Here is a 22,055-nt window from a genome sequence, read left to right as displayed (position 1 = left end):
TAACTGATATTCTTAAATAAGAATAATAAATCATCATAATTATTATCATAAGTAAAAGGTTATGATAATCTTTTAAATCATACATAGATCTAGGGAAGGAGGGAGCTCGATCAATGGATCTCTCGTTACAAGTTTTTGTGACGGTTGTAGAGAAAGGAAACTTTACGCGGGCAGCAGAGGAGCTGAATATGACCCAGCCTGCGGTAAGCCAATACATACAGGCGCTGGAACGAACCATGGATGCCAAGCTGCTCGAAAGAACAAATAAATATGTGCGCTTAACCCGGGCAGGTGAAATTGTATTTCATCATGCCCAGGATATTTTGGGAAAGTATACTCGAATGCATACACTCGTCGATGATCTGCTGCACCGGGCCGGTGGTGATTTGTCGATCAGTGCGAGCTACACCTTTGGAGAGTACGTGCTGCCGCATGTGCTGGCGCATCTACGTGATGAATACCCCTTGATCAAGCCCAAAATTCAGATTGGAAATACGGCAGAGGTGGCCGAAATGATCTTGAATCACCAGGCGGATATCGGAATCGTAGAAGGAGAATATCATCATGACAAGCTTTTTATTGAGGCTTTTGCAGAGGATGATTTGTTTATTATTGCACCGAATGCGGAGCGTTATGCGGGACGGGATACGATCAGTCTATCCGAGCTGAGCGATGAAGCCTGGATTGTACGGGAGAGCGGGTCAGGAACACGTTATGTGACCGAGCAGATGTTTACGAAGTGGGGATATCAACCGGAGCATAAGGTGGAGTTTGGGAGTACGCAGCTGATAAAAGAATCGGTGGAGGCAGGGCTTGGAGTGACATTGCTGTCCCACTGGGCTGTGAGGAAAGAGATTGCACTCGGAACACTGCTGATGCTGCAGCCTGACGGCGAACGGGTGCGGCGGCATTTTTCCCTGATTACGCAGGGGACGCCGTATCATACAAGAGCAGCAGAAATTTTTCTGGATATGCTGCGCCTAAATAAAGCTTTTCCGCCACGGTATATGTAACCTCTTGCTATTTTGCCGTGTTATTAGTGGTAGAGGTGATAAATGTGATGTCAAAATGGATATCAGCACTCCTTTCTTCGCTCCTCATCTGTCTGATCGCAGCTTATGGGGATTACACGCCAATTGATATGAGGGAGACGGGAATTGGCTATGAATCGTATTTCATGCTTTTTATCACAGGATGGATCATTCTGTTTCCAGTGTATCTTCTTCTCGGCGTCCCGCTTTCACTGGTGCTGGATGCTGCGGTTGAGCGTTTGTTTAACGGAGCCCCCAAGGGCGTAGCGATTGCTATGAAGCTTATTTCTTATTTGCTCGGAAGTGTCGCATTAGGATGGGGCTTCTCCCTCTTGATGGGAGCCGGGGATTGGACCGCATACCGATATCCCTTTATGCTGGGTGCGTCGGTATATTGGGCATTCCAGGAGCTGCTGAGGTGGGCACAGAAGCGGATCAGAAGGAAGGCTGCCTCGTCGTCTATGAGAGGATAATGGCCGGTAAGGCATATGCCGGAAGTGCGGTCGTTATAGAAATGATTGATTGCAGTGCATCCCTGAATGAGGGGATGTCTTTTTTTTGTGTAATAGAAGTCTTGAGCATGGTTTATCATTGCTAATCGGGGCATATATTGGCTACAATGCTTTAAGCAGTATACATCGTCTGCTTCTTCATTCTGCACATCTGGGACCGTCGGAGATCGGTCCGTCCGCCTTATCAGCCAGAAATGTAATAAGCATAGTCCGAATTTAATAAAAAGGGTTGTTCAGCAGTAATGATTACTGGGAACAACCCTTTTTGGCATACTCATCTATTCCCGCATATAGCGCTGTCTGAGGGAGTGCGCCATAGTGCGGATTTCTTCTGGGGAAGGAAGCACAAGCTTAGCGGCGGCAGCTGTCAGGGCTGCCGGATCTGCAGCCAATTGCCAGTTCCGGATGACCTTCTTGACCGCTTCCGTAAAGACGGAAACGGCGTTTGGACCCAGATCTGCCAGCTCTTCCAGACTCGCTGTGGAATCGGGCTGAACGAGCGGATAATCGGCGGGATCCGCCTGTCCGGCCGCCTGGTCATAGAAGGAACGGACAAGGCGGGCACGTTCGCTGCCGGATCCCTCCGCGATAATAAAGGCTTGAATAATGAAAGACTTGCTCTGTCTGCGCTGGGCGATCCCGCAGAACTTCCGGCCATGGATGCTCAGGTCATAGGCACCCGGACAGAAGGCTCCGGCAATTTCGCCGGTATCCACGGTATATCCCGAATCCTTGAGTGCTTCACGAATAAGGAGCACCATCATCTCGAAATCCTGATGAAAGTTCTGATGGTTTGGGTGATCTCCAAGCGGAAGGATGAGGGACAAGTTCACTACACCCGGATCGAGAGGGACGGCAGCTCCGCCCGAATGGCGGGTGGCTGTATCGTAACCAAGTGTCTGCAGCAGCACTTCCGCTTCCGAAGCCTTAGGCAGCCTGCTGTCACGGACACCCATAACAAACGCGCGGGGATGCCGCCATATATGGCATATGGCCGGGCCGCCCCGCCCTGTTACCCGGCATAGAAGCTCATCCAGAGCAAAGGAATAGAGCACGTCCGGTTCAGCTAGGTCTTGGCTTCGATCCAGCATCAGGATGGGGCCGGTCCCCTCGAGTAAATATGGAATTGCAGTCATGACAAAGGCCTCCTTCAATAATAGCCGGCAAGTTGAATATATAGAGAATACCATAAAGACGAAATAAAGAAGACTACGGGATTATTTTCAACCAAATGGATTGACAATCATTAGAAGTTTTTCTTATAATCCTAGTAAGTTTATCGGAATTTATGAATAAAGGGGGCTTTACGATGTCAAAAGATACCCAAGGGTTGAAAGGGTTCATGATCGGCCTGCTTCTCATCGCCATGCTGGCAGTTACAGCGTGCGGTAATGAGGCGAAGCAAGGTAATGGAGACAGTGCCGGAGAAGAGGGCAAGGCTCAGAAGGATTTTGTGGTTGGTTATCTGAATGTAATGGATGATGCTCAGGCGATGCTTGCTTATGAGGCTAAGCTGTACGAGAAGCATGGGCTTAACGTGAAGATGCAGCAATTCAAGAGCGGTACGGATTTGATTAAAGCGATGGTCGGCAAACAGGTGGACGCCGGGGTGCTCGGTTTCACCAATGCGGTTTCCTGGGCTTCGAAAGGTGCTGGCGTTAAGGTTGTAGGCGGAGCGCAGCTCGGATTTCACAGCATACTTGTGAAGGATGGAAGCCCTGTTACATCCGTAAGTGATCTGAAGGGCAAGAAACTGGCTTCCCAAGGGCAGGGCAGTACAGCGGATATCGTTCTGAACGGTGTTGTGCTCAAGGAAGCGGGATTAACGAGCAAGGATGTGCAGATGGTATACGTGGATCCGGGCCAATCCATTCAATCACTCGCTTCCGGTGCGGTGGATGCAGCGTTTGTATTCGAGCCATATGACAGTATCGCAACCCATACACTGGGTGCGAAGCAAATATACGAAATCGGCAAGGTGTGGCCGTTCCCTTGTATGGTCGTGATTACAACCGAGGATAATCTGAAGAACAACCGCGAGGCCGTCGATCAAATGCTGGATGCACAGAAGGAAGCGATTGAAATGCTGCAGCAGGATCCGAAGAAATCGGCAGGCCTGATCATGAAGCATTTTGTAGATTCGGATACGATGACCTCCCATCATGGCGGTACGGTAGAGTCGCTTGATGTGATCAAGCAGGCGATAGAGACCCAGGTGTTTAACTGGGAGATCACGCCGGATGAAGTGTCCCGTATGCAGGAGATTTCCGACATGATGAAAGAGCAGGGTGTGCTGGAGAAAGATGTGTCGGTTGAAGATATTATAGATCTGAGCTGGCAGGACCGGCAGAAGCAGCAATAACTAAAATTACAGCTTATAAAAGGAGAGTTTCCGGTGAACCCATCGTACACGAAATTGCCGCAGGCGAAACCGAAATCAGGCTCCTTCTTGCGAAAAGTGCTCCCCTACCTCCTTGCGGTAGGGAGTCTTCTTGCCATTTGGCAGATCACGGCGTTCTTCCTGCCGTCCTATCTGCTGCCTGATGTGCCTGACGTGTTTGTCCGTCTGTTCAGCAGTATTCAAGACTCTGAATTCAGAAGCCATATTGGCGACAGTCTGATCCGGCTGCTCTGGGGTTACCCGCTTGCGTGTCTGTTCGGGGCCCTGCTCGGTCTGGTCGGTGGAATATCCAAGGGCTTTGCCGTGTATTTGCGGAGTCTGATATCTATATTGCAGGCGATTCCGCCGATTACTTGGGTCCCTTTCTTCGTGATATTGTTAGGCTTCGGGAACAAAACCATTGTGACAGTCATTATTATCGCGAGCTTTTTCCCGATGGCGTTATCTGTTTTGAATGCGACGGAAGGGGTAAACCGTACACATCTCGAACTGGCTCGTGTTATGGGTGCAAGCCGTCGTCAGCTGCTGGCGAAGGTATTCGCTCCGGAATCCCTTCCCGCTTTTGTGACCGGGGCGCAGGTCGCTTTCGGGAATGCATGGCGCTCCCTGATTGCAGCGGAGATGGTTGGCGGAGCCATGGCAGGCCTTGGCTTCTACTCCCGCTGGCGGGGTGAGGTTGCCGATATGGAAGGTGTGCTGATGAGCATCATCGTCATCGGAACGATTGCAGCGCTGCTGGATCTGGTACTGCTTGAGGGTTTGAAGCGTAAGCTGCTGCGCTATCGTTATGTTCAGCCGGGAGGAGATGAATAGCATGCAGACTATACATGTAGACCATGTATCTAAAGCCTTTGGTTCACTGAATGTTCTTGAAGAGGTGGATATTACGATTCCCCAAGGTGAGTTTGCTGCCATTGTGGGTCCTTCCGGATGCGGCAAAAGCACGGTTCTGCGCATGATTGCAGGCCTCGACTATCCAACAGGCGGCAAGATTACAGCAAGTGAACAGCCGATTCAAAAGCCTGATCCAAGCCGAATGCTTATCTTTCAGGAGCACGCCTTATACCCGTGGCGGACGGTTGAGTATAATGTAGGCTTCGGTCTGGAGCTTGCGGGAATCTCCAAAAAAGAACGGACCGCACAGGTAGACGCGATACTTGCGAAGGTCGGCCTCGACGGTTTTCAGAAATATTATCCGCACCAGTTATCCGGCGGCATGCGCCAGCGCGCATCGATTGCCCGTGCGCTGGTCATGGACCCGGAAGTTCTGCTGCTGGATGAACCTTTTGGTGCGCTGGACGCCATCACCAAGATTTCCATGCAAAACGAGCTCCTGCGCCTGTGGGAAGGAACGGGAAAAACGGTTCTGCTGATTACACACGACATCGATGAAGCGATCTACCTGGCGGATACCATCTATGTTATGAGTCCTCGTCCGGGGCGGATTGTGGAGTCGATCTCCATTGACACACCGCGGCCGAGAAACCGTAATGCAGCGGAATTCGCTGCTCAGCGGGAACGGATCATGAAGCATCTGGATTTGAGCCATCATTAAATCTAGATATATCTGATAGGAATGGTATGATAAAGAGAGATATTGCCGCATAGGGCTATCATTATTTTGCTTCAAAAAGGAGAGAACATCATGGAGATATACGATAATATTGTAGATTTGATCGGCGGAACACCAATGGCCCGGCTGCAGCGAATCGTACCGGATGGAGCAGCTGAAGTATATGTAAAGCTGGAAATGTTCAATCCTTCCGGCAGTGTGAAAGACCGTGCAGCCTTTAATTTGATCGATACCGCAGAGAAGCTGGGTCATCTCAAGCCAGGTGGCACCATCATTGAGCCTACCAGCGGGAATACCGGAATTGGACTGGCGATGATTGCTGCGGCCAAGGGTTACCGGGCGATTCTCATCATGCCGGATAATATGTCTAAAGAGCGGATTAATATCCTGAAGGCATACGGTGCTGAAGTGGTGCTGACACCAAGCAGTGAACGGATGCCAGGCTCTATAGCCAAGGCGCTGGAGCTGAGAGAGCAGATCCCGGACAGCTTCATTCCGCAGCAGTTCGAGAACCAGGCGAACCCGGATATCCACCGTATAACGACAGCACCAGAGATTTTGCAGCAGATGGAAGGGCGGCTGGATGCCTTTGTTGCTACAGCAGGTACTGGAGGAACCATTACCGGTACAGGTGAAGAGCTGCGTAAGCATCTGCCGGAGCTGCACATCGCTGTAGTTGAACCGAAAGGATCACCCGTGTTGTCAGGAGGACAACCGGGACCGCACAAGCTGGTGGGAACAAGCCCGGGCTTTATTCCTAACATTCTGAATACCGAAGTCTATGATGAGATCATCCAGATTGCGGATGATGAGGCATTGCAGACAATGCGGGACCTGGCTCGTAAGGAAGGGATTTTGGTTGGTCCTTCATCAGGTGCCTCTGTCTTTGCGGCGATCCGTGTGGCGGAAAAGCTGGGGGCTGGTAAACGGGTCGTATGCATTGCGCCGGATACCGGAGAAAGATACCTGAGCATGGATATTTTCGAGTAATCCTGCTCGTCTCTGTTTCTCAGGCTGTGAGAGCGTAGAGAGCGTATGCTTTGCCGAAATGGAATAATTAGGTTTTCCGATCTGATGATGTGGTTATATTTAGAATAACTGTATTTATTTGAAGCAGATTGGAGGGCTTATCCATATGGCGAGGCATAACTTAAGAGAAGGCCAGTACGTGGTCGTTCCTGAGAATCCGGTATCGATGTTTTTATTCAGCAGCACCCGTTCAGCCTGGATTTGGCTTATCGTGCGGCTTTATCTGGGATATACATGGTTGACATCGGGGATTAAGAAATTGTCCGCGGACGCCTGGACAGGAGAGAATGCAGGGGCTGCGATTCAAGGTTTTGTAAAAGGAGCACTTGCCAAGGCGGAAGAAGGTAAGGATGTTACCGGCTGGTATGCATCGTTCCTGGAAAATTTCGTACTGCCCAATGCCAAGCTCTTCGCGTATATGGTGGCGTTTGGCGAGGTGTTGGTCGGATTAGGGCTTATTCTCGGGCTGTTAACCGGGATTGCCGCTTTTTTTGGCGGCTTGATGAATGCGAGTTTCCTGTTTGCCGGCACGGTGAGTACGAATCCGCTATTGTTTATCCTGGCAACATGGCTTATATTGGCCTGGAAAGTCGCAGGCTGGTATGGGCTGGACCGCTGGGCTCTGCCGTTATTAGGCACACCGTGGAGCCGGAGGTCAAGAAGATCGGTGGAATGATAATCACAATACAGGAGAACCCTCCGGACAGGATGATGCGTGCAAGCGATCCTGTCTGGAGGGTTTTTTGAATTGGACTTTTATTTTGCGCTATTAGTTATATTATCTTATTCATAAGTATGATATAACGCTATTCTGGTTCGTGCATTCAGTGACCAACGGAACTGAGAAGCATTAGCCAAAATCATCGAAATAAGGTCGCTGAATTCCCTTAATGTCGTAAGGATCAGTGACTGTCCAAGCGTGAAGCAGATTTACTTATGGGACAGCCTCTTTAATTATCTTTAAACATAGCGTTATTTTTGAATGAAGAGGTTCAAATAGACGATGGTGCTGCTAAACTGTTTTCCATTCCATTCGGTATAAACGAGTTCCTTGCCTGTTGGGCTCCATGAGGTAGATGCATTGTCGATACCAACGGCAAGCTGGCTGGACTTATGACTTAACAGATCATACACGTACAGGCCGTTTCCGCCGGATGCAGCGTTAGCATCGGACTTCAAAGTGTATGCAATCATGCGTTGATCCGGTGACCATGAAACACCGCCAAGCTCGGTGCCTTCGGCGATGGTTTTTTGGTTATCACCGTTTACATCGCACAGGATCAGCTTGTTTTTGGAACCGGGGGATTGCAATACGAGCATTTGCTTCTTATCTGGCGATGGATATACGCCGACCACATGATCCAGGTTCAAGCTGGTCTGTTTCTTCGTTTTCAGGTCCAGCGCCATTAATACCGCATTGGCATGCGTGTTGTAATAGACGGTATCGTTGATTTGTTTAGCAATAAATAATGGCTCTTCCGTCCATTTATCAGTCGTAATGCTGCCCGCAGTCGTCGCTGTATAAGCTGTGTCACTGTAGGCGGCGCCAAAAATCCTGTCCGAATCCACCCATTCCGCACTGATCGCTCCGCCGATCGGATCACCTGACAAGGGGAACGCCTTCTTCGAATCAAGGCTCATCACCCAATAGAGAGGGTCGCCCAGTGCATATTCCTGATAAATCAAATGCTTCTTGTCCGGGGATAACTGGGCATCGCCAAGATGCAGATTCTTCTGTTCCTTCAGCAGCTCAAATTGTTTGGTCTCCAGATGGTATAGGTACAGGCTTCTGGGGTGGGAGTCCGATAATTCTTCCAGGCTCATTTTGTCCAGGGACTCATTTTCCTTTGCAACGATAACCGTGTTCTCATCCCACCAATCCGATATTTCTATATTTTCAAACTTATCCGTTTGTTCGACGGAGATATCGGCTTCACCGGACTTTTTGCCAGTATCGTCAATGACAGTGATCGTTTTGTCAGGTTCCTCTTTAATGACGGTCTTGTTCCCGGCCCCTTCTGGCGAGCAGGCTGTAAATGTTAATAACAGAGCGGGTACGGCCAGGATCATTTTAATCTTTTTCATTTCGTTCGCCTCCTTGATCCTTACCATAGCCGAAAGATAATTCAGGAATATTAACAATTGTTTCTAAAAAGTAAACAATCAGTTCAAGGATGCTGGAAGGATAATACGAAAATGGCTTCCATCCGCATTCGTGTTCACCAGGGATATCGTGCCGCCTTGAGCTTCCGTATACTTCTTGGCAAGCGAAAGTCCAAGCCCGGCGCCGCCGCTTTCCCGCGACCTGTTTTTATCGACGGTAAAGAAAGGATCGAAAATTTTACGGGCAGCTTCCTCAGGAATGCCAATGCCTGTGTCCGTGATATCAATGATTACCTGTCCATCCTTCACTTCATTGCGGACCTTGATTTGGCCTTTTGCCTTGTTATATTTAATGGCATTGTCCAGGAGATTCACAAGCACAATGGTCATGCAGTCTTTGTCCGCCTCCAGATAAGCTTCTGTTAAATCGGTTTCGAGCAGGATGCCGAACTTCTCCATTCTTCCCTTCAGGCTGTTCAGCACCGCTTGAATGACCTGCCGCACATCAATTCTCTCCGTATTGAATTCAAAATCGTACTTCTCCATGGAGGACAACTTGAGGACTTTCTCAACCATTTCATATAGCCTCAGCGTTTCGCTTTTAATGCTGGTCTTTGCTGTTTTCAGCAGCTCTTCATCGTCCGGGTACAGCTCTAGCAAATCGATATACGCACGGATCGAGGTCAGAGGCGTTTTGAATTCGTGGGTGACACTGCCAATAAACTGTTTTTGCTGTTGATCGAGCTGAGATAATTTCTGGACAGCCAGGGACAGCTTTTCCTGTTCTTTGTCCTTATCCTGAATGGTTTTCTTGATCTGGCGGCTCATGACCCGGATGCCTTCACTCAGTTCTCCGATCTCATCTCTGCGTGTGAAGGCGGGAGATTCATAATCTCCTGATCGGATTCGGTCTACTGTCTGATTCAGCTTGATAATGATGCGTGCAAAGGAATTAAAATATACATAGGCCAAAATAAAGCTCAGGATAAACACGCCCGCACCCATCGTGATAAACAGCTGTTTCATCTGATTGTAAAACGCCAGATTTTCCGTTAGTGAATAATAGAATTGTACGACACCGACTTGCTCAGCGCCTGTACTTGTACGCAGCGGGGAAAAGTAGTACAACGACTCATGATCCGTCAAATAGGCCGTTTTTCCACCTTGTGCATAAGACAGTGTTTTGGCAAGGCTGTCCGATCTGGGGTTGTTTTTTTTCTCGCTGACGATGTTTCCCTGTTTGTCATACAGTACAATCGTTTGCCCACTGATCATTTCCAGCTCTTCAGCAAATTTCCGGCCTTTCGTTGCAAGGAAGGTATGAGGCACCTTGTTCGGCTCGGCTGTTAGCGTCTGGTAAAAATAAATATTTGCCGTCGCTGCCTGCTGGGCAAGATGCTGTTCCAGCTCTGACTGCTGATTCTTCTTAAGTCCCTGCAGGACGAGCAGGCTTAAGACGAAGACGGTGAAGAGGAGAAGGACCGCGAGAAAAATACTGAATTTGATTTTTATGCTGATTCTCATGTTAATCACCCAGCGCTTTGTAACCGACCCCATGAACGGTTTGTATGATATCGCTGTAATTTGCGCCAAGCTTTTTCCGGATCCGCTGTACATGAATGTCGACGGTGCGCGTTCCGCCGATATATTCTATTCCCCACACGATATCCAGCAGTGTCTCTCTTGTATACACCCGAAGGGGACTGGCCAGGAGCAGCGAGAGCAAATCAAATTCTTTGGGTGTCAGCTCCAGCTTCCGGTCGCCGGCAAAAGCCGTTCGTTTGCTCGCATTCAATAGCACCCCGCCGAGCGTAATCTCGGTCTGCTCATCTTCTTCCCGGGCGGCCTGCATTCTTCGGAGCAGCGATTTTAAACGTGCCAGCAGCTCCCGCATATCAAAAGGCTTGGTCATATAATCATCCGCACCGAGCTCAAGCCCGAGTATTTTGTCGATCAGGTCATCTTTGGCGGTGAGCATAATGACGCCTACCCGTCCCTTGTCCTGAAACTTTTTTAAAATATCATAGCCATCCATGCCGGGAAGCATGACGTCCAGAATAATCGCTGCCGGCTTGAATTCATAGAGTTTAACCATTGCCGTATCACCGCGATCAGCCACCTCAACGGTATATCCTTCTTTGGTTAAAGCATAAGCAATCGCATCGGCGATTATTCGCTCATCCTCAATGATCAGAATTTTATCGCTCATTGCTAAAACCTCCGACATCTTTTATGAAACAAATTTTACCAACCCGTCTTCAAAAGAACAACCATGAAAGGTGATGAAATGGGGTTTTCATATTATTCAACGGAGAAGTTTCGAATTATTGGGTAAGTAATACGCGTACACCACTTTTCAATAGGAGGGAACATCCATGAACTTACCTGCAACGACGGAACGAGTGAAGGAGCATACGGGAGATCAGGTCAACCGGCAGATTCAACAGCAAACCGAGTTCAATATAGAGAACTGGAAGCATAGAAGTGATGCAGATATTAAAGCGCGTATCACGGAGCTTGAGCGGGAATGGGATACCGAGCGGGTTCTTGAAACCAATGCTTCGGCACTGATGTTAACCAGTACGGTTCTGGGACTGACTCATAACAAAAAGTGGTTCGCTTTAAGCGGTCTCGTCAGCGCATTTCTGCTGCAGCACGCGCTGCAGGGCTGGTGTCCGCCTCTCCCGATCATTCGCCGGTTAGGAGTGCGTACGTCTTCCGAGATTGATGATGAGAAATATGCTTTGAAATATGAGTTGCAAGCCCGGCAATGAACACATGAATAGAAGGTCATGAATCTCTGCGATTTGTGTTCTTTGTTTATCCGGAGTTAACAATAAAAGCCTCCGTTCTTTATGGAACGGAGGCTTTGCTGTTAGCAGACCGGCTCCTTGGTGAACAAGGAGAGCGCTGCTGCCTGTAAACGTTGTTCAACCCATCCGTGTAACCTCAGGTTTCAGGATGCTGACAAAGTCAAACAGAAGATGAGGTTGTGTCTTGCCTTAAGATGTATTCCAGCTTCCATTAGACTTTGCCTACAGTCTGAAACCGAGAGTTAACAGCACGATTGGTCGCCTACACGGGCATAGCTCAGTCAGAATGATGTATTAAACAATACCTTGGGCAAGCATTGCATCTGCAACTTTACGGAAACCGGCAATATTAGCACCTACGACAAGGTTTCCAGGGCAACCAAACTCTTCAGCTGCTTGCATGCTGCTCTCATAAATATTTTTCATGATCAGGTGAAGTCTGGTGTCCACTTCTTCAAAAGTCCAGGACAATCTCATCGAGTTCTGGGACATCTCCAGTGCGGATACAGCTACACCGCCTGCATTGGCTGCTTTAGCAGGTCCGAACAGAACATTGTTCTGCAAGAAGAGATCGATCGCTTCCAGCGTGGAAGGCATATTCGCACCTTCGCCGATCGCTTTTACTCCATTGGAGATCAGAATGGCAGCGGATGCCTCGTCAATTTCATTTTGCGTAGCGCATGGAAGAGCGATATCACAAGGAATCGTCCAGATACCCTGCCAGCCTTCTGTGTAAGTGGCACGCGGATGCTCTTTTACATACTCACTTACGCGTTTTCTTTCAACGTCTTTCAGACGGCGAAGGGTTTCAAGGCAGATACCTTCAGGGTCATGAATATAACCGTTGGAGTCACTGCATGCTACCACTTTAGCGCCAAGCTGCTGAGCTTTCTCGATGGCGTGAATCGATACGTTACCGGAACCGGAAACAACGACTGTCTGGCCTTCAAAGCCCATATCCTTGGTTTTCAGCATTTCTTCTACGAAATATACGCAGCCATATCCTGTTGCTTCAGGACGTCCAAGGCTGCCGCCGTAAGGAATAGATTTACCTGTAAGGACACCAGCTTCGTTGCCGCCGCGGATGCGCTTGTATTGACCAAACATGAAGCCAATCTCACGTGCGCCGACACCAATGTCACCTGCAGGAACGTCAGTGTCTGGTCCAATGTATTTGTAGAGCTCTGTCATAAAGCTTTGAGTAAAGCGCATGATTTCATTGTCGGATTTGCCTTTAGGGTCGAAGTCGGAGCCGCCTTTACCGCCGCCGATCGGAAGACCCGTCAGAGAATTTTTAAGAATTTGTTCAAAACCGAGGAATTTAATAATGCTGACATTAACAGAAGGGTGGAAGCGAAGACCGCCTTTATATGGCCCGATAGCACTGTTGAACTGAACACGGTAGCCGCGGTTAACCTGAACTTTACCTTGATCGTCTACCCAAGGAACTCGGAAAATGATGACACGCTCGGGTTCAACGAGTCTTTCTAAAATCCCTGCAGCTTGATATTGCGGATATTTGGTCAGGATCGGAACGAGTGAATCCAAAATTTCTTTCACAGCTTGATGGAATTCAGGCTCGTTAGGGTTGCGCTTTTGTACAGTCTCAAAAATGGATTGGACGTAAGATACCGCTTCTTGCGATTGTTGTGCAGTAAGATTCATGTACAGGTCCACCTTTCTTATAAATATGTATTATGTTGTATTTATCAAATATTGAGCATCCTTGCAAGTTATGATTTATACATTTAAGTTCATTGTTTATACATTTATACCTAAAAATCAATTAAAGATATTACACCAATAGTGCAAAAAAAAGACGATCTGGAAGATCGCCTTTTTGCTTAGGGGAATCGCTATTTATTTGTGCCGTGCTGTTTCGTCGGCAATTTTGAATTCGGAGATCCTTTGCCGTTATTTTCCTTGTTATGACGGGATTTCTCAGCATTTTCCTTCATTTTTTCCACGAACTCATGTGTGCTTTCCACCGTAAAACCTCCTTAAAAATAAGTCTGGTTTATAACGTTCAGACGTTCATATTTACTATTTCCCAATATGTAATTTTGTATAGATGATTTGAATTTTTATGTGCTAATCGCATGAAGTTTACACCGGTCATAAAACTTTCCTATCGACCTTTGAAGAAATAGTGATGACAGCGCTCTCTTATAGGAATGGGGAGTAAGAAAGTACGAAGTTAGCGATTTGGCAGCGTCTAAAAAATATAAACAAAACCCGCAAAAAGCCCAGGCTTTTTGCGGGTTTTTTAATGGTTATGCTAACGGTGGGTTACTCACAAGCAGTTCATATTTATTCAGGGATGCGCCAAGAATCAGATCGCTGCCCCCTCCACGGTGAGATTGGCGGAAGGATTCGCTGGAAGTCCAGCCTTTAAATGCTTCCTCGTTCTCCCATACGGTACATACCTTGAGCTCCTCGGCTTCAGCACCTTCCTTGGCTTCGTGCCATACTTCCATTCGGATGAACCCCGGCATCTCCTGCACACCCTTCGCCTGAGCGAACCGTTCAGACAGTTCTTTGCCATGACCTGGTTTGACTTTGATAGAGTTTGTTACGACCAGCATATTTGTTCCTCCTTTAGGCTTGTTATTCGGCGCACCTTCGCCGGTAAATTGCGATCACGATTGCATGTCTATTATACCTTAGCTGTGTAGGTGATTTCATCTTGTGGTGACTTATGAAGAGGGGCTCCTGTCTTCGGGTGAACCTGAGCGGCATTCTGCTGGCGTCTTAGCTTCGGACGCCCGCTCCACGACCAATAGGTGCCGATCCGCAGCAGCCATTCGACGGGACCGATGCGAAAGCGATTAAGAATCAGCAAGCTGAACACCGCTTGAGCGGTGTAAATCATGAGAGCGAGCAAAATGCCTGGGAGGACGCCAAGCTTACCGAACAAGCCAATCCCGAAACCATAAAAGATAAGAACACAGATAAAAGTCTGCATCAGATAGTTCGTCAGCGACATCCGGCCCACGGCCTCGAATGAGCGGACAATAACAGACTTCTCGGAAGAATGAGCATAGAGGAATGCAAACAAATAAATATAGCCAATGGCTAGAATTTGTCCTCCAGCGGCTTGCATAAGTGTGCTCCATGTATGACCTGTGCCGAGGATGACACTCATCGTTTTCGCAGCGATGCCGACGGGAACACAGATCACAGCGTAACGCAGGTACAATTTTTTTTCTGTTCCTGGTGACATGAATCTGCCGCGTTTGGCTGCTGCCATGCCGAACAGGAACAGAGCTCCCAAGATCAGCGGAACCAGGATAAATAAAACAATGGGGACGACCCAGCCTGGAAGGCCAAGTGGATCTGAGTTTATCCGGTGGTACATGATCTCAGAATAGGTGCCCGTACCATAAAGGTCGATTGTTTCTTTTACGTAGCTCATCATGCGCTGTGCATCCTCAGGTGTCGGATTGTACGAGCCGTAACTGATACCAATGCTGAGAAGGAGGAAGACCGAACCCCAAATCATTAAAGTCTTTGGCTTGCGATTCACAAACATCAGAAGAAAAAAGGTAATCGTTCCATAAAAGAGGAGAATATCTCCCTCCCATAACAAGGAATGTAAAAATCCGAGAATGATTAGAAGAATGGATCGTCTTACGATGTTGCGACCGAATTTCAGACCCTTCGCTGTCAAACTGTCTTTCATTTTAATCATGCTGAATCCGAACAGGAATGAAAAAATAGGCATGAAGCTGCCTTCAACGAATATTTTCAACATATCATGTCCAATCAGGTCCCAAGAAGTTGGGTTAAATAAATGTAATTCATCTTTACCGTACACACCGTATTGAAAAATAAGGATATTGGCCATCAGGATGCCCAGCAGGCTAAAGCCCCGGATCGCATCTATGACCGTTGTTCTCTTTGGTGGATTTTTTTCCACATTCATCACCTCTAGGACTCAGTTTATCAATGGTACATAAATAATACAGAAACGGAAACCTAACTTTTTCTTAACGATATTCCTTGCTGTTTAACTATTGTTAAGGTTGCTGTGTTAGCATGGAATCGGGTGAGGAAACGATGGAAAATACAAAAATTCTAATTGTTGATGATGAACAGGCAATTGTGAAAATGGTACAGATGGTTCTTCGCAAGGAAGGCTTTCATCATATTTATACGGCAGCTAACTGTGCTGAAGCACTCCATGAAATGGAAAGGCATCGTGCAGATATCCTGCTGTTAGACGTGATGCTGCCGGATGGAAGTGGATTTGAGATCTGTTCAACGCTTCGTACATTTGGAAATCCGCATGTTATTTTTCTGACAGCTAAAGCATCGGACCTAGATGTGCTTACAGGCTTTGCCGTGGGAGGCGATGACTATGTGACAAAGCCGTTTAATCCGCTTGAAATTGCAGCCCGCATTAAGGCTCGTGTCCGTCGGGGATTATTCGAAGGCTCCGGTATGATGGTTCAAGATCAGCCTGCAAAGCGTGTGTGGGATTTCGGCCGCTTTGTGCTGGATGAAACGGCAGGGGAACTGCTGGTGTCAGGTGAATCCGTGTCTTGTCCAGCTCAGGTATTTCAATTGTTATTGCACTTCTGTAAACATCCTGGGGTAGTATTTTCTAAATCACAATTATATGAGATGGTGTGGGGAATCGATGGGTTGGGTGAGGACAGCACCGTGATGGTCCATATTCGCCGAATTCGAGAACGCATCGAGGAGAATCCGAGCGACCCGCAGTATTTGGTCACCGTCAGAGGACTTGGCTACAAGCTGGTCAAGGAGAAAAGAAGATGAAGCTGCGCGGACGACTTGCCTTTCATTTTACATATCAGTTTATTGCTTTTTCAGTGTTTATGTTTTTATTCCTGCTTGCCCTTCTATTTGTTCTGATCAAGCATATATCGAATGAAGAAATACAGCGTAACATTCCTTCCGGTGTGCTAAGCAGCATAACAGCAGAAACCGTGACGGAGAAGGGCAATGTTATGCTGGAGGATCATTGGAAAAAGCTCCTTCGAGAGCAGAATATGTGGCTCCAGGTTGTGGATATGGGTGGAGAAGTGATTCACGCGACAAACACGGCTGAAGATGTGCCATCAGCTTATTCGGTAAGCCGTCTGCTGGAAATCAAGGATGAACGACGGTTGGGTAAATATACGATGGAGTGGGAGATGGATCTGACATATAAGGATCCACTGTTGTATTTACTTGGCAGAATCGATGAAAATACAGACCGGTTGAGATTTTGGTTTGAAGAGTACGGGAACGGAGGCAGGCCAGACCCTTTACAGCGTGACTCTTTTACAGAGGATGTAAGAAAGACGGGAGGCTACGTGCATGTCATTGACGGTGAAGGTAAGATCAAGGACTCGATTGGTGATTCAATCGAAGACAAGAAGATCTACCATCCACTCGAGATTATTTCCATGCAGGAGGAACCAGGAGCTTATGCGACATATGTGAATGTGTACCGGGACAAGGCAAGCGGAATGACATGGGTATATCATACGCCAAGGGATGGAAATATTGGCAAGCAGCCGATTATGAATGAGCTGCTCAAGGTGGTGCTGTGGGTATGTATTTCCGTTCTGGCAGTCGCTGTTGCTGTATCGATCTGGCATGGATATCGTTACAGCCGTCCGTTGCTGTTGTTCACAGGCTGGTTTGAGCGAATGGGAAAAGGCGCCTATGAGGAAGTGCTCACGCCGAAGGATCGAAAGAGGGTGTTTCGCAAGAACGGAAAGCTGAGGATGCGCTATAAACTTTACAAGGAAGTCATTCACTCCTTTTATCAAATGGCTGAACAGCTGGCAGCATCCGAACGGGAGAGAGCGCGGTTAGAGCGAAACCGTGAAGAATGGATGTCTGGTATTTCGCATGACCTTCGAACGCCGCTTTCCTCTATACAAGGATACGGCTATATGCTGGAAAATGCACCGGAAGACTGGAGCCCTGCGGAGCTTCGAGAAATGGGGAATGTGATCCGTGAAAAGGGCGACTATATGCTGGAGTTAATCAATGACTTCTCGCTGATCTTCCGGCTGAGGACAGAGGTACGTCCTCAAGACATGTGTCAGCTCGATCTGAACGAGCTTGTCCGTCGATGTGTGCTTAAGTACGTCAACGACGCAACGCTTGACGGTGTAACCTTTCAGTTCCATGGCGGAGTGAAGCCGATCCTTACTTCAGGAAGTGCCATATGGCTTCGCCGTTTAATGGATAACCTAATTTCTAATGCTGTCAAGCATAACCCGCCCGGAATTATAGTTACCGTAAGCGTTAAGCATCTGCCGGATGCTGCTGTCATTGTTGTAAATGACAATGGAATAGGTATGGATGAAGAGACAAAGCAAAACCTGTTCGAGCGCTACTACCGCGGGACGAATACGGAAGGAAGCATCGATGGTTCAGGTCTGGGCATGAGCGTCGCGAAGGCGATTGTGGAAGCTCATCACGGTACGGTAGAGGTTGAATCAGAGGAAGGAAAGGGAACGAGTATTATGGTTCTTTTGCCGGTTCAATAAAAGAAAGAGCTGTCTCCAAGGTGGTTGCACTTGGGCAGCTCTTTTCTGTTCATTACAAGCAGGATGTCTATTATTCCCGTATTCAATACAGCCACTGCACCCAGAAGGCAAGTGCCGTCAGGGTAAACAGCAGGGCTGGAGGGATGGTGAGGATCGTGACCTTGATATAATCCGACCATTTGATCTTCACATGATGCTGCTTCAGGATATGAAGCCAGATCAGCGATGCGAGGGTACCCATGGGGATGAGGAGAGATCCAATGTCACTGCCGATCACACTGGCGAGATAAGAGATTTTTAAGGTGAGAGGATCGAGGTCCATTTGGGTTAACGTCATGGTGCCCACCATGAGAGCAGGGTGATTATTAAACAGGATAGACATGAGAGACAGGAGTCCGCCCATAAGCAGACTGGCATTGAGCAGATCGGAAGCTACAATCGGTTCGAAAACATGGATCAGCCACCGTGTTAATCCGATGTTGTTCAAGCCGTAGATCATCACGTACATTGAAAAAGCAAATACGAGAATATGCCAGGGCGTCTTTTTGATCATATCGGTTGGCGGTATCTTTAGAGCCGACCAGCGCCAGGCAAGCATTATAACCGACCCTAGCGTGGCCACCAGCTCGATCGGAATACCGGCATAGGATGCGGCAAAAAGACTGACACGGACGGAAAGAACAAACAGCAGCACATTACGCATAAACTTGTTCTGATCGCTGGCAATTAAGGGGGAGGGAGGGCTGGAGAGCAGAGGGTGCTTACCGGGCTCATGTCTTCTATGCTTATGTTTCCCGGTGGTTGAAAGTGTGCGTGGAAGCTGCCGGTAGAAGCACAGGAACAGCAGAAACAAGAGGAATAACAGGCCGAGTGTCGCAGGAACGAACATCATCAGTGTATGCATATACAAATCCATGCCCACAATTTCAAGTGCGATCAGGTTGACGATGTTACTCACACCGATCGGGGCACTGGAAGCGGTGGCGATAAGCGCGCCGGATAGAAGGTAAGGGATTTTTTCGTGATTTTTAAGACCCAGCTTTTGAAGCAGGATGAGCAGAATCGGAGTTGTAATCAGAATACTTCCATCATTATTGAAGAATAATGTCATTAGAAAACACATCAGATTCACATACCAGAACAGCCGGATACCGGATCCCCGGGCTCTTGCGGCTAGCCCCTCAGCTGCCCAGTTGAAGAAGCCAAAGCTCTCTAAAATAATGGCCATCACAATCGTGGCTATAATGGTTATGGCTGCACTGCTAATCGTCGTAGTGATGGTTTCAAGATCCGATATAGTGACCGTGCCGCTCAAGATAACCAGAACCGCGCCGGTTGTGGCGGGAACAGATTCGTTCAGGCCGCTTGGGCGCCAGAGGATCAGCGTCATGGCGATTAGAAATGCAGCAATGGTTATGGTTATCGCAGCCGAACCGAGCATAGATGTCACTCCTTTCTCAACCGCATTCTTACTCTATTCGCCTGGCGGCTTACGGTCGTTCCGTTCGGATGTACGGATACTGCTGACAACAAGCTGCTCGGAAAGCAGAGCATCTGTGTTTATCTCCGTCATTTTCTCTTCCGGCGGGGTCAGCAAGGAATAGAGACCGAATCCTGAGGCCAAAATAATAAATAGAATAAACATGGCATTCACTCCCTGTTTTAATGTGAATCCGGTTTCTGGTCCAGCATCTATCTACCATTCATAATTAGTAGATATTTATACTCTATTTATATGTATTAAGCCAAGAGGCTGCTCTGATGGTTTTGCCTTGTTTTTAAGCATTCCGCTAGTTTGTATAATCTACCATTCTATTGACTTCCGACTGCAAAGGATTATAATGCATACAAACAACTGAAAAGTTTTTATGTATATGCCAGAGAATAGGGCTCAGGCGTCTCTACCAGGTTACCGTAAATAACTTGACTACATAGAAGTTGAGAGAAGACCTCATCGGAATAAAGACAGGTTCAAGTCTACGGGCTGGATGCTGCTTAGGTTCCGTATAAATAAAAAGGTATTTTTCCGCATCTCTCTTTCTAATGTAAAGTCATTAACCCGGGCAGAAGACACTGTCCGGGTTATTTTGTGCAGGTTCATGGGGAAACCTGATGTAAGACGATTTAATATTAAGAGGGAGCGTGTCATATGAGTTCACAGAAGAGACAGAAGCGTTATGAGGTTAGCCATCAGCTTGGACAAATCGCCATGGGGAAGGCAGCAGCCGAGACCGTCATTAAGGGCGGAACATTAGTCAACGTGTTCACCGGAGAGCTTCAGGAGCATATGGATATCGCAATCGCCTTCGGCAGAATTGCCTATATCGGCCAAGCGGACCATACAATCGGTGAGAATACAAAGGTTATTCAAGCGAATGGACGATATATTTCGCCGGGCCTTCTGGACGGACATATGCATGTGGAAAGCACGATGCTTACCGTGACTGAATTTGCCAAGGCGGCAATGGCTAAAGGCACCACGGCTGTCTTCATGGACCCGCATGAGATCGCGAACGTATTTGGCTCAGAGGGTGTACGCTGGATGCATGAAGAGGGACAGCAGCTTCCGCTCAAAGTATTTACCACATACCCGTCATGTGTTCCGGCAACAACAGATCTGGAGGATGCAGGTGCGGCGCTGGGTGTAGCTGATATAGAAGAAGGTTTAACTTGGCCGGGCGTTGAAGGTCTTGGCGAAGTGATGAACTTTCCAGGGGTTGTATATGGCGATCCGACAATGTGCGGTGAAATTGAGGCTACGCTGAAGGCAGGAAAGGCAGTTACCGGACATTTTCCTTCTGAGGACGAGGGCATGCTGCAAGCCTATCTGGCTGCAGGTGTAAGCTCAGACCATGAGACGGTAACCCGGGAGCAGGCGCTGCAAAAGGTTCGCCTTGGTATGCATTTGATGATTCGCGAAGGCTCCGCTTGGCATGATGTAAAGGAAGTCATTAAGGTCGTGACTGAGGATAAAGTGAATACAGATAATATTTCTCTCGTAACCGATGATGTGTATCCAATGACACTGCTGAATCTTGGGCATATGAATCATGTTGTCCGCCGTGCGATTGAGGAAGGTGTTGATCCGGTTACCGCTATTCAGATGGGAACGATCAATGTTGCGCGTTATTTCGGGATGGATCAGGAAATCGGAAGCATCGCTCCCGGTAAATCAGCAGATATTCTGCTCATTGATGATCTGAAGCAGATGGTGCCTTCACTTGTCATTACTGACGGTGAAGTGATAGCCGAATCCGGTAAGATCGTGAAGGAATTCCCGGTTTACGAATACCCTGCGGAAGCCCGCAGCTCTGTGCGTCTTCAGCGTGCACTCACAGCTGAAGATTTCTTGCTTCGCAGCAAGGGACAGGCTGATAAGACACAAGTGAATGTGGTTCGTGCGATTGAGAACAGTGCCCGTACTGCCAAAATGATAGCAACGCTGCCTGTAGTTGAAGGTTATATCCAGCCGGATCCTGCACAGGATGTGATTCGGATTGCCTGCATTGAGCGCCATAAAGGCACAGGTCAGATTTCCCTTGGCTTCGCGAACGGATTCCAGCTGAAATCCGGTGCAGTAGCTTCCACGGTGGCTCATGACAGCCATAATCTGCTTGTTATGGGTACGAACCCGGAGGATATGGCATATGCAGCGAATGAGCTTGCTGCATGCGGCGGCGGCATGATCGTTGTGCAGGATGGAAAGATTCTGGCAAAAGTCGCAATGCCTGTAGCAGGCTTGATGGCAGACCGTTCACTTGAGATCGTAGCAGCTGAAGTGGCCGAAATGGAGGAAGCCTGGAAGGAAATCGGCTGTCCGCTGAATGCGCCGTTTATGACCTTCTCGCTGATCGCACTGCCTGTCATTCCGGATATACGGATTACGAACCGCGGTTTGGCTGACGTAACCGAGTTCAAGCTGATTGAAACAGAAATTTTGTAAATGTGGTTAGAAATGCAAAAGGACTCGCACAAGGTGCGGGTCCTTTTTTTCCTTTATTATCAAGGAAGTGATTTTCGTCACAAATTTATAACTATTTATCACCCTTTCATCGCACTTTATGTGATAAAGCTCACAATT

Annotated in this window: 21 protein-coding genes and 1 riboswitch; of the genes, 11 read left to right on the top strand and 10 right to left on the bottom strand. The window is 48.0% G+C overall.

Annotated features, from left to right (window positions below):
- Window positions 1–113: 113 nt before the first annotated feature.
- Window positions 114–1,013: a LysR family transcriptional regulator gene (locus tag BN1234_RS11695; RefSeq protein ID WP_054956842.1), complete on the top strand. Its 900-nt coding sequence runs from the start codon at window positions 114–116 to the stop codon at window positions 1,011–1,013.
- Between the two features lie 47 nt (window positions 1,014–1,060).
- A complete protein-coding gene (locus BN1234_RS11690) occupies window positions 1,061–1,504 on the top strand; it encodes a hypothetical protein (RefSeq protein WP_054956841.1) in 444 nt (147 codons plus the stop codon).
- A gap of 317 nt (window positions 1,505–1,821) precedes the next feature.
- Here BN1234_RS11690 and BN1234_RS11685 read toward each other — a convergent pair whose 3' ends face one another.
- Window positions 1,822–2,679, bottom strand: a complete 858-nt coding sequence (locus BN1234_RS11685; protein ID WP_054956840.1) for a lipoate--protein ligase family protein — start codon at window positions 2,677–2,679, stop codon at window positions 1,822–1,824.
- A 173-nt stretch (window positions 2,680–2,852) separates the two neighbouring features.
- Here BN1234_RS11685 and BN1234_RS11680 point away from each other — a divergent pair, with 173 nt between their 5' ends.
- The 5 genes from BN1234_RS11680 (at window position 2,853) to BN1234_RS11660 (ending at window position 7,222) form a co-directional block, all read left to right on the top strand.
- Window positions 2,853–3,905 (top strand): ABC transporter substrate-binding protein, encoded by a 1,053-nt coding sequence (locus BN1234_RS11680; protein ID WP_211751803.1) that lies wholly within the window; start codon window positions 2,853–2,855, stop codon window positions 3,903–3,905.
- 33 nt (window positions 3,906–3,938) lie between these two features.
- The gene (locus BN1234_RS11675; RefSeq protein WP_245640156.1) at window positions 3,939–4,757 is read left to right on the top strand and encodes an ABC transporter permease; all 819 of its coding nucleotides are present in this window, start codon (window positions 3,939–3,941) and stop codon (window positions 4,755–4,757) included.
- A gap of 1 nt (window position 4,758) precedes the next feature.
- The gene (locus tag BN1234_RS11670; RefSeq protein ID WP_054956838.1) at window positions 4,759–5,499 is read left to right on the top strand and encodes an ABC transporter ATP-binding protein; all 741 of its coding nucleotides are present in this window, start codon (window positions 4,759–4,761) and stop codon (window positions 5,497–5,499) included.
- Between the two features lie 90 nt (window positions 5,500–5,589).
- On the top strand, window positions 5,590–6,507 hold the full coding sequence (cysK, locus tag BN1234_RS11665; protein WP_054956837.1) for a cysteine synthase A: 918 nt from the start codon (window positions 5,590–5,592) through the stop codon (window positions 6,505–6,507).
- Between the two features lie 145 nt (window positions 6,508–6,652).
- Complete coding sequence (locus BN1234_RS11660) at window positions 6,653–7,222, top strand: DoxX family membrane protein (RefSeq protein WP_054956836.1); 570 nt, start codon at window positions 6,653–6,655, stop codon at window positions 7,220–7,222.
- A gap of 296 nt (window positions 7,223–7,518) precedes the next feature.
- Here the strand turns inward: BN1234_RS11660 and BN1234_RS11655 are convergent, their stop codons facing one another.
- From BN1234_RS11655 to BN1234_RS11645, 3 genes are all read right to left on the bottom strand, one after another.
- Window positions 7,519–8,631, bottom strand: a complete 1,113-nt coding sequence (locus BN1234_RS11655) for a TolB family protein (RefSeq protein WP_054956835.1) — start codon at window positions 8,629–8,631, stop codon at window positions 7,519–7,521.
- 78 nt (window positions 8,632–8,709) lie between these two features.
- Window positions 8,710–10,173: a sensor histidine kinase gene (locus BN1234_RS11650; RefSeq protein WP_054956834.1), complete on the bottom strand. Its 1,464-nt coding sequence runs from the start codon at window positions 10,171–10,173 to the stop codon at window positions 8,710–8,712.
- Window position 10,174: 1 nt separating this feature from the next.
- Window positions 10,175–10,858, bottom strand: a complete 684-nt coding sequence (locus tag BN1234_RS11645; RefSeq protein WP_054956833.1) for a response regulator transcription factor — start codon at window positions 10,856–10,858, stop codon at window positions 10,175–10,177.
- Window positions 10,859–11,024: 166 nt separating this feature from the next.
- Here BN1234_RS11645 and BN1234_RS11640 point away from each other — a divergent pair, with 166 nt between their 5' ends.
- Window positions 11,025–11,423 carry a YgaP-like transmembrane domain gene (locus BN1234_RS11640; protein ID WP_054956832.1) on the top strand — a complete coding sequence of 133 codons (399 nt, stop codon included), beginning with the start codon at window positions 11,025–11,027 and terminating at the stop codon, window positions 11,421–11,423.
- A gap of 333 nt (window positions 11,424–11,756) precedes the next feature.
- On the opposite strand, the gene gdhA is transcribed toward BN1234_RS11640, so the two are convergent.
- The 4 genes from gdhA to BN1234_RS11625 all read right to left on the bottom strand — a co-directional run bounded on the left by gdhA (window position 11,757) and on the right by BN1234_RS11625 (window position 15,387).
- The gene (gene gdhA / locus BN1234_RS11635; RefSeq protein ID WP_054956831.1) at window positions 11,757–13,127 is read right to left on the bottom strand and encodes an NADP-specific glutamate dehydrogenase; all 1,371 of its coding nucleotides are present in this window, start codon (window positions 13,125–13,127) and stop codon (window positions 11,757–11,759) included.
- 191 nt (window positions 13,128–13,318) lie between these two features.
- Window positions 13,319–13,450, bottom strand: coding sequence for a DUF4023 family protein (locus BN1234_RS21895; RefSeq protein WP_082423175.1), 132 nt, complete (start codon window positions 13,448–13,450; stop codon window positions 13,319–13,321).
- A gap of 285 nt (window positions 13,451–13,735) precedes the next feature.
- Entirely contained in the window at window positions 13,736–14,047 is a 312-nt protein-coding gene (locus tag BN1234_RS11630) for an antibiotic biosynthesis monooxygenase (protein WP_054956830.1), read from the bottom strand.
- 71 nt (window positions 14,048–14,118) lie between these two features.
- Window positions 14,119–15,387, bottom strand: a complete 1,269-nt coding sequence (locus tag BN1234_RS11625; protein ID WP_082423174.1) for a DUF418 domain-containing protein — start codon at window positions 15,385–15,387, stop codon at window positions 14,119–14,121.
- Between the two features lie 134 nt (window positions 15,388–15,521).
- Here BN1234_RS11625 and BN1234_RS11620 point away from each other — a divergent pair, with 134 nt between their 5' ends.
- Window positions 15,522–16,244 (top strand): response regulator transcription factor, encoded by a 723-nt coding sequence (locus tag BN1234_RS11620; protein ID WP_054956867.1) that lies wholly within the window; start codon window positions 15,522–15,524, stop codon window positions 16,242–16,244.
- Window positions 16,241–17,974 (top strand): sensor histidine kinase, encoded by a 1,734-nt coding sequence (locus BN1234_RS11615; protein WP_054956829.1) that lies wholly within the window; start codon window positions 16,241–16,243, stop codon window positions 17,972–17,974. The genes BN1234_RS11620 and BN1234_RS11615 overlap by 4 nt, the downstream gene beginning before the upstream one ends.
- 82 nt (window positions 17,975–18,056) lie before the next feature.
- Here BN1234_RS11615 and BN1234_RS11610 read toward each other — a convergent pair whose 3' ends face one another.
- Together BN1234_RS11610 and BN1234_RS22250 are read right to left on the bottom strand one after the other, a co-directional pair.
- Window positions 18,057–19,415 (bottom strand): ArsB/NhaD family transporter, encoded by a 1,359-nt coding sequence (locus BN1234_RS11610; RefSeq protein WP_054956828.1) that lies wholly within the window; start codon window positions 19,413–19,415, stop codon window positions 18,057–18,059.
- Window positions 19,416–19,448: 33 nt separating this feature from the next.
- Entirely contained in the window at window positions 19,449–19,619 is a 171-nt protein-coding gene (locus tag BN1234_RS22250) for a hypothetical protein (protein ID WP_156337202.1), read from the bottom strand.
- A gap of 203 nt (window positions 19,620–19,822) precedes the next feature.
- Window positions 19,823–19,924, top strand: a riboswitch (purine riboswitch).
- Window positions 19,925–20,123: 199 nt separating this feature from the next.
- Here BN1234_RS22250 and ade point away from each other — a divergent pair.
- Complete coding sequence (gene ade / locus BN1234_RS11605) at window positions 20,124–21,917, top strand: adenine deaminase (protein WP_054956827.1); 1,794 nt, start codon at window positions 20,124–20,126, stop codon at window positions 21,915–21,917.
- The last annotated feature ends 138 nt before the right edge of the window (window positions 21,918–22,055 follow it).

Origin of the sequence: Paenibacillus dakarensis (genome assembly GCF_001373415.1) — a bacterium.
Taxonomy (GTDB): domain Bacteria; phylum Bacillota; class Bacilli; order Paenibacillales; family Paenibacillaceae; genus Paenibacillus_AQ; species Paenibacillus_AQ dakarensis.
This window is presented reverse-complemented; position numbering and strand designations above follow the sequence as displayed.

Bases quoted from the DNA above. Each gene is read 5' to 3' on its own strand.
- BN1234_RS11615 (WP_054956829.1), top strand. From the start codon at position 16,241: ATGAAGCTGCGCGGACGACTTGCCTTTCATTTTACATATCAGTTTATT.
- BN1234_RS11655 (WP_054956835.1), bottom strand. From the start codon at position 8,631: ATGAAAAAGATTAAAATGATCCTGGCCGTACCCGCTCTGTTATTAACA.
- BN1234_RS22250 (WP_156337202.1), bottom strand. From the start codon at position 19,619: ATGTTTATTCTATTTATTATTTTGGCCTCAGGATTCGGTCTCTATTCC.
- BN1234_RS11610 (WP_054956828.1), bottom strand. From the start codon at position 19,415: ATGCTCGGTTCGGCTGCGATAACCATAACCATTGCTGCATTTCTAATC.
- BN1234_RS11690 (WP_054956841.1), top strand. From the start codon at position 1,061: ATGTCAAAATGGATATCAGCACTCCTTTCTTCGCTCCTCATCTGTCTG.
- BN1234_RS11680 (WP_211751803.1), top strand. From the start codon at position 2,853: ATGTCAAAAGATACCCAAGGGTTGAAAGGGTTCATGATCGGCCTGCTT.
- BN1234_RS11695 (WP_054956842.1), top strand. From the start codon at position 114: ATGGATCTCTCGTTACAAGTTTTTGTGACGGTTGTAGAGAAAGGAAAC.
- BN1234_RS11670 (WP_054956838.1), top strand. From the start codon at position 4,759: ATGCAGACTATACATGTAGACCATGTATCTAAAGCCTTTGGTTCACTG.
- ade (WP_054956827.1), top strand. From the start codon at position 20,124: ATGAGTTCACAGAAGAGACAGAAGCGTTATGAGGTTAGCCATCAGCTT.
- cysK (WP_054956837.1), top strand. From the start codon at position 5,590: ATGGAGATATACGATAATATTGTAGATTTGATCGGCGGAACACCAATG.
- BN1234_RS11625 (WP_082423174.1), bottom strand. From the start codon at position 15,387: ATGAATGTGGAAAAAAATCCACCAAAGAGAACAACGGTCATAGATGCG.
- BN1234_RS11660 (WP_054956836.1), top strand. From the start codon at position 6,653: ATGGCGAGGCATAACTTAAGAGAAGGCCAGTACGTGGTCGTTCCTGAG.
- BN1234_RS11630 (WP_054956830.1), bottom strand. From the start codon at position 14,047: ATGCTGGTCGTAACAAACTCTATCAAAGTCAAACCAGGTCATGGCAAA.
- BN1234_RS11645 (WP_054956833.1), bottom strand. From the start codon at position 10,858: ATGAGCGATAAAATTCTGATCATTGAGGATGAGCGAATAATCGCCGAT.
- BN1234_RS11640 (WP_054956832.1), top strand. From the start codon at position 11,025: ATGAACTTACCTGCAACGACGGAACGAGTGAAGGAGCATACGGGAGAT.
- BN1234_RS11650 (WP_054956834.1), bottom strand. From the start codon at position 10,173: ATGAGAATCAGCATAAAAATCAAATTCAGTATTTTTCTCGCGGTCCTT.
- gdhA (WP_054956831.1), bottom strand. From the start codon at position 13,127: ATGAATCTTACTGCACAACAATCGCAAGAAGCGGTATCTTACGTCCAA.
- BN1234_RS11620 (WP_054956867.1), top strand. From the start codon at position 15,522: ATGGAAAATACAAAAATTCTAATTGTTGATGATGAACAGGCAATTGTG.
- BN1234_RS11685 (WP_054956840.1), bottom strand. From the start codon at position 2,679: ATGACTGCAATTCCATATTTACTCGAGGGGACCGGCCCCATCCTGATG.